This window comes from bacterium (genome assembly GCA_030247525.1).
GTDB lineage: Bacteria > Electryoneota > JAOADG01 > JAOADG01 > JAOADG01 > JAOTSC01.
In genome coordinates, this window is record JAOTSC010000170.1 from 1 (window position 1) to 6,930 (window position 6,930).

Annotated in this window: 6 protein-coding genes; 2 read left to right on the forward strand and 4 right to left on the reverse strand. The window is 48.2% G+C overall.

Features of this window, described 5'->3' with window-relative positions:
• Positions 1-150 precede the first annotated feature (150 nt).
• The 4 genes from OEM52_12680 to OEM52_12695 all read right to left on the reverse strand — a co-directional run bounded on the left by OEM52_12680 (position 151) and on the right by OEM52_12695 (position 3,858).
• Positions 151-1,050 carry a DUF58 domain-containing protein gene (locus OEM52_12680; protein MDK9700995.1) on the reverse strand — a complete coding sequence of 300 codons (900 nt, stop codon included), beginning with the start codon at positions 1,048-1,050 and terminating at the stop codon, positions 151-153.
• Positions 1,051-1,176: 126 nt separating this feature from the next.
• On the reverse strand, positions 1,177-1,764 hold the full coding sequence (locus OEM52_12685; protein ID MDK9700996.1) for a hypothetical protein: 588 nt from the start codon (positions 1,762-1,764) through the stop codon (positions 1,177-1,179).
• A 94-nt stretch (positions 1,765-1,858) separates the two neighbouring features.
• The gene (locus tag OEM52_12690) at positions 1,859-2,728 is read right to left on the reverse strand and encodes a DUF4097 family beta strand repeat-containing protein (GenBank protein MDK9700997.1); all 870 of its coding nucleotides are present in this window, start codon (positions 2,726-2,728) and stop codon (positions 1,859-1,861) included.
• Positions 2,729-2,883: 155 nt separating this feature from the next.
• Entirely contained in the window at positions 2,884-3,858 is a 975-nt protein-coding gene (locus tag OEM52_12695) for an AAA family ATPase (protein MDK9700998.1), read from the reverse strand.
• A 97-nt stretch (positions 3,859-3,955) separates the two neighbouring features.
• On the opposite strand from OEM52_12695, the gene rlmN reads away from it, so the two are divergent.
• Together rlmN and glmS are read left to right on the forward strand one after the other, a co-directional pair.
• Positions 3,956-5,050: a 23S rRNA (adenine(2503)-C(2))-methyltransferase RlmN gene (gene rlmN / locus OEM52_12700; protein ID MDK9700999.1), complete on the forward strand. Its 1,095-nt coding sequence runs from the start codon at positions 3,956-3,958 to the stop codon at positions 5,048-5,050.
• A gap of 62 nt (positions 5,051-5,112) precedes the next feature.
• Positions 5,113-6,930 (forward strand): glutamine--fructose-6-phosphate transaminase (isomerizing) (gene glmS / locus OEM52_12705; protein MDK9701000.1); only part of this gene is annotated, 1,818 nt, incomplete at its 3' end.

Below are 6,930 nucleotides of genomic sequence, written 5' to 3' on the forward strand. Positions count from 1 at the left end.
ATGCAAGGTAATGCATTTTCGGTTGCAGTCGACATTTGAGATAAATCCATGAAGTGTTTAGCACACAGTTTTATACTGCTTGCACTATCGGAGAACCGCTGTTTCATAAACTGGCAGTTCTATTCGTAAGAGGAGATATGTTCGATTTGGTTACAACAAGCGGGAACGGCGAGCAAGATAACGGAGGAGAGCTGTGTCGTACGGGATATCAGTTGTGATTTGTACGATCTCGATACCGCGGGCGAGGGCTTCAAACTGCAATTTGTGGAAGAAATCACCTACTCCCCGTTTTACATCTCCTGCGACGTGACGAGGTCGGGTGAGTATCTCTTCACCGGTTTCGAGATCGATAAAACGCCCATCTTTCGGGAAGGCAAATGATAACTCCCAAGGGTCGAGGATGTGAAACACTAAGACTTCATGACCATTGTGACGGAAATGAGCTAATCCTTTGAGGACGGCATCCGGATCGTCGAATAAATCGGAGATGAGGATTACTAAACCGCGACGATGAATCATCTCCGCAACCCGGTGGAGCTGTGGTCCTAACTCAGTTTCGCCTCCCGGTTCAGCATTCTCAAGCGAGGTGAGCAGTACGTTCAAATGACTATTCAGTGAACGAGGGGGAATCGATTCGCGAATCTCGGTATCGCAACGAACAAGACCGACCGCATCGCGTTGGTGAATCATGAGGAAGGCAAGCGCACCCGCCAAATCGGATGCATACTGAAACTTGGTAACGCCATTGGCAGCGGGCGAGGAAAATTTCATCGAGCCGGAGCAATCCAAGAAGATCGTTGTACGAAGATTGGTTTCCTCTTGAAACTCTTTAACAACCAACTTATCGCTGCGACCGTATGCTTTCCAGTCAATTGCTCGCATCGAATCGCCGGGGTGATACTGTCGATGTTGTGCAAACTCCGCCGAAAACCCGTGGTATGGCGATTTATGGAGTCCAGTGAGAAACCCTTCGACCACGCGGCGCGCTCGTAACTGGATGTTCTCCAGTTGACGAACAGTCTCCGGTCTAAGCGTTTCGCGCACACTCATTTTATACACTCCCGAAAAAAGCGAACGCAGGCTACTGCCTGCGCTGCAATTGGTGAACAGTGCGATTCCGATTACCGATGGAAAACCGCGTTATCACAACACGGGACCATGATTATCAACTACTCGCTACTTGAGATCGTTCAGATAATTTGGTAAATCCAACAACCGGTTCAATTTCCCGACATAACCTCTTATCCGTTCGACACCAATATCATGTGGTGTTGTACTCGTTTCGTCAACCGTTGCGGCGACTTCGCAGTTTCCAACAGTTACCTGAGCACTGGTTGCCGAAGTAATCTTGTAAGATCCCTTATGGTTGTTGCAAACTACTTTTCCCTTGCTTTGAATTTCAAGACTCATAGTTTCGGGAACAGTCAATTTACAGTCAACTTGACCGATATCGGGATCAAACTCAGACATGATTTCCCAATGATCCTTCCGGTCGCGGATTTTCATCGGGTTGCCACCGAGCATCGCGTTGATGCCGGCTTGCACCGGATCGGAATAATAGATTTCCGCTTCGACAATAATGCGCTCTTCTTTGGAGGAAATCACTTCGACCGATCCGAAGTTGTTTAACATTATAACCATCGATTTGTTTTCTGCTGACAGCTCCCGGCGGTAGGTGTCGTGCTTGAAAACAAAAGCATGGGCGGACACCGCTAATAGCGCGAGTAATCCAAGTACGCTTACGATTCGATTCCTGAGTATCATTTTGCTCCTCGGGTTGAACCGATTCCTTTCCGTTGTTCTTCCACTGAAATAAAAAACTGACTAAAACTTGCATTGAAGTTTGATGATGAGTGGATTATTTGGCGATAATGTCGATACCACCATTTGTCGTTTCCAATTCGATTTTGCCTGTTCCAGAGCCAATCGTTCCGATGGCAGATGTTCGCTTCTTATTCAATTGTAATGTAAAGCCGTCGACATCAATTTTGCCATTCGAGGTCTCGGCAGTCACATGCGCCGAAGCGGTTTTTGGTAAACTCAGCTCAATGCTGCCGTTTGTCGTCTCTGCAATCACTTTCCCATTGGCATCCGGATTACAGTCGATTTCGACGTTGCCATTGGTGGTGGAAGATTTTACACTACGAATGTCACCCTTGACAATCACCGAACCATTCGTCGTTTCCGCTTCGACCTTCCCGGAGCAATTGCGGACATCGATGTTGCCATTGGTAGTGCCACCGAACAACTCGCCTTTACATTCGATAAATTCAAGAGTTCCATTCGTCGACTCGATGTCTGCGCCGCCTTCATTCTTGATACACGTTACGTTACCGTTGGTAGTTCCTACTTCTAATCGCATTCGGGCAGGTACTTTGACTTTGTAAGTTACTGAGTAGTTATAACGAAACAAATTCTTCATTTGCTTGGTCTTAACAGAAATTCGGTTTTCGCTGTTCTTTACATCGATTGTCAACTCTTTGAGGATTTTCTGACATTCGTCTTCATCGGGACCTTTAACTTCTTTAAAGGCGTCAATGATGACCATGTCACTCGAGGAGGCTTCCATATCGACTGAACCGTTTACATTACTCAGATGGAACTCGGCAATTCCGGCACCGCTAACTTCCTGATGGAACTTCTCTTTTACGGTCGATTTCGCCCAAAGCGAACCCGCTAAAGTCAGCAATAACGTGAACACAACTAAAATAGATACTTTGCGGTGCATGATACTTCCCCTTCCGGTTTGTTTGTTAGAGTCTACACCATCGAAAAAAGTTACAAGGCTCGAGACTGCTGAATTACCTGCTTCACTACAATCCGATGATGCTATCCGGTGTCAATACAATTAAACCGTATTGATTGTTTACAACTGTGTATCAATCAGGAATTCAATAACAACGCAACGATGTCATCGGTAGACTTCCCTTCCGCTTCCGCATTGAAGGTCAGTACGATACGGTGACGCAATACCGAAGGCGCAATCGCTTTTACATCGGTGATTTCCGGCGTCGGTTTCCCGGCCAACGCCGCCCGTGCTTTAGCAGCGATAATAAGTCCCTGCGATGCTCGTGGCCCAGCTCCCCATTTTATAAACGGTTTCACGGCTGGCAGCACTTCCGATTCGTCGGGACGGGTTTTGCGAACCAGACCAACGGCATACTGCACCACATTTTCCGCGACGGGAATTCTGCGAATGAGCCCTTGCAACTCGATTAGAGTTGTTCCGGAAAGAATAGGTTGCAGCGAATCGAGAGCGGCGACACCATTCGCTTTTACGATGCGCAGTTCCTCCTCAAAACTGGGATATCCGACTCGCAACATCAACAAGAAGCGGTCTAACTGCGCTTCAGGTAATGGGTAGGTTCCTTCCTGTTCAATAGGATTTTGCGTCGCCAGAACAAAGAACGGCTCTTTTAACTGCATCGTCGTTCCCGAAGTGGTTACTGCATGCTCTTGCATCGCTTCCAACAAAGCTGCTTGTGTTTTTGGGGGGGTTCGATTGATCTCGTCTGCGAGAATAATCTGAGCGAAGATTGGCCCTCGAATAAACCGAAAGTGTTTTTTCCCGGTACCATGTTCCTCTTCCAAGATTTCGGAACCGGTTATATCGGAAGGCATTAGATCTGGGGTAAATTGGATGCGATTGAACTCCAGATCGAGTAAACGGCTAATTGTTCTAACCAACAATGTTTTCGCGAGACCCGGCACTCCGACCAACAAAGCATGACCTCGGGAAAGCAGTGAAATCAGAATTCCTTCGACGACTTCCTGTTGCCCGATGATCACTTTTCCGACTTCCGCTTTTAAGTTGCGGTTTGCCTCGGCGAGCTGTTCGAGCGCTTTTACTTCATCCATAAAACTATCTTCCTTGTGAATTATCGAAAAGTAGTTAATAAACCTACCCGAACAAATTCCTTGCACTCTCCAATCGTTGTGTCTACCTTATTTGTTCATGAGTATAAATCCCGCAAACATCGCGTCTTCATATACTCTTCCAACCCTGATCGGTATGGACCGTTCCGGGTTAGCGGAGTTTTTCTCCGAACAAGCGCAACCGACATACCGGGTCGAACAGGTTTATAAATGGTTGTATTCGCGTGGTGTTCGCGACCCACGGCTGTTTTCAGACATGCCGAAAGCCTTTCGTCAATGGTTGTACGAGAATACGGCTCCGTCAAACCTTTCGATTGCATACCGCACCGAGTCCCAAATCTCTGGCGTAATAAAGTACCTCTTCTTACTACGTGACGAACGTACAATAGAAGGGGTTTGGATTCCCGACAAGGAACGCGCAACGTTGTGCGTTAGTTCACAGGTCGGGTGCGCACTTGGTTGTACCTTTTGTGCTACCGGTACGATGGGACTCATCCGCCAACTCACTACCGGTGAAATCATCGAACAAGCATTAACGGTTCGTTACAGCGAATCGAGACCGCTAACCCATGTCGTCTTCATGGGAATGGGTGAACCGATGCACAATTACGATGCAGTGAAGCGGGCGGTTCGGATTCTGAACGATCCGGCAGGAGTCGCACTGGCGAAACGACACATTACAGTGTCGACAGCGGGCTGGGTGCCGGGTATTTACCAGATGATCGAAGACAAACTCCCATGTCGGTTAGCAATTTCTATGGGCTCACCTGATGATGTGCGTCGTGAAGCAATGATGCCGGTAACGAAAAAGTATTCGTTAGACGAATTGTTTGTTGCAATGAAAGCGTGGGCAGATGCGACCGGTAACCGCGTGACTATTGAGTACACGTTGTTGGAAGGGGTGAACGACTCAATTGCCGATGCTCGCTTGCTTATTAAGCGATTACATGGCATCCCGGCAAAGATAAACGTATTAACCTATAATCCGGGACCGGATGCTCCCTTCCGAAGACCATCCATCGAACAGATCGACCGTTTTACCGCAGAATTACATGAACGGTATCCCGGTGCAGTTACCCGGCGGCTGTCCCGTGGCGATGAGATTGGCGCTGCTTGCGGTCAGTTGGTCATTTTGGAACAGCAAAAACGAAAGAATACTTCTGTAGAAGCGTAGCACTGAATCGAAAATACTAACGAGCAGTTTTCAAATTATCCTTGAAAGGAACCCAGCATACTATGTGCGGAATCATCGGCTACATCGGTCAAAAAGATGCTTTACCGGTATTGTTACAAGGGTTGGAGCGGATGGAGTATCGCGGGTACGACTCCGCAGGTGTTGCGATAATAGATAATGGGGTTATGCATACCGACAAAACAGTCGGACGAATCAATATGTTGTTGGAAAGTACAGCCAAACGCACTCTTCCAGGAAAGTTAGGGCTCGGGCATACTCGATGGGCGACCCACGGCGTTCCCTCAGTTTTGAACGCTCACCCCCATTTCGATCAGAATAAGACAATTGCATTGGTTCACAACGGTATCATCGAAAACTACCAATCGATTCGCCTCCGGTTAGAACGTGAAGGGATTCAGTTTGTCAGCGAAACCGATACTGAAGTATTAGCCCAACTGATTGGCTTCTTATACAATGGCAACTTGGAACAAGCGGTACAGGAAGCACTCTCGCAAGTCGAAGGGGCATACGGTATTGCGGTCATTCATAAAGACGAACCCGACACACTAATTGCCGCGCGAGTAAGTTCGCCGATCATCATCGGATTAGGTGTTGGCGAAAATTTTGTCGCATCCGATCCGGCAGCATTGGTAAACTATACCCGCAATGTCAGCTTCTTGGATGATGGCGAAGTAGCCGTGGTTACCCGCGATAAAGTCGAATTCAAGAAAAAACGGGTGACCGTAACGAAAGCAGTCGAACGGATATCCTACGATATCGATCAAATCGAACGTGGCGGGTTCCCCCATTTCATGCTTAAAGAGATTTACCACCAACCCCAAACGTTATCCGACACCATGCGCGGCCGAATTCTGAAAGATGAAGGGGATATCAAGCTTGGCGGTTTATCTGCGGTTATCGACGACTTAGCGAAAATGAAGCGCATCATATTTCTTGGTTGCGGAACGGCATGGCATGCGGGCTTGATCGGTGAGTGTCTGTTTGAGGACTTAGCAAAGATACCGGTGGAAGTCGAATACGCCAGTGAATTCCGGTATCGTGATCCCGTGATTGAACCGGGAACGATTGCCATCGCAATATCGCAATCGGGCGAAACAGCCGACACCCTTGCCGCAGTGCGCGAAGCGAAGCAAAAAGGGGCAATGCCAATCGGTATTGTGAATGTCGTCGGTTCGACGATAGCGCGCGAAACCGCTTACGGTTCGTATCTTCATGCCGGACCCGAAATCGGCGTGGCTTCGACAAAAGCGTTTACATCACAAGTGCTCGTTCTAACCATGCTGGCAATCAAACTCGGACGCTTGCGGGGAGTGCTTTCACAAGAGCGCGCTTACGAATTGGTTAACGAATTAGTCGAGATCCCGAAAAAAGTTGCGGCAATTTTAGAGCTGCGACATCAAATTCGCGACATCGCACTGAGGTTCTCCCACAGTAAGAATTTCCTCTACCTTGGACGCGGGTATCAATTCCCGGTAGCGTTGGAAGGTGCATTGAAGTTGAAGGAGATTTCTTACATCCACGCCGAAGGGTACCCGGCAGCGGAAATGAAGCATGGGCCGATTGCTTTAATCGACGAGAATATGCCGGTTGTATTTTTGGCTCCGCGCGACCCGCTGCGGTCGAAGTTAATCAGCAACATCGAACAAGTGCGCGCCCGTGGCGGAATCGTAATCTCGATTTGTAACGAAGGCGACGATGAAATACGCAGCCGCTCCAACGAAGTTATTGAGATTCCCTATACACTTCCGCAATTGTCGCCGATTCTATCAGTAATCCCATTACAAATCTTGGCGTATGACGTGGCAGTGAATTTAGGCCTGAATGTGGACCGGCCGCGCAATTTAGCGAAATCGGTCACT

Excerpts from the sequence above, each read along its gene's own strand:
- OEM52_12690 (MDK9700997.1), bottom strand. The coding sequence starts at position 2,728 with ATGCACCGCAAAGTATCTATTTTAGTTGTGTTCACGTTATTGCTGACT.
- rlmN (MDK9700999.1), top strand. The coding sequence starts at position 3,956 with ATGAGTATAAATCCCGCAAACATCGCGTCTTCATATACTCTTCCAACC.
- OEM52_12695 (MDK9700998.1), bottom strand. The coding sequence starts at position 3,858 with ATGGATGAAGTAAAAGCGCTCGAACAGCTCGCCGAGGCAAACCGCAAC.
- OEM52_12685 (MDK9700996.1), bottom strand. The coding sequence starts at position 1,764 with ATGATACTCAGGAATCGAATCGTAAGCGTACTTGGATTACTCGCGCTA.
- OEM52_12680 (MDK9700995.1), bottom strand. The coding sequence starts at position 1,050 with ATGAGTGTGCGCGAAACGCTTAGACCGGAGACTGTTCGTCAACTGGAG.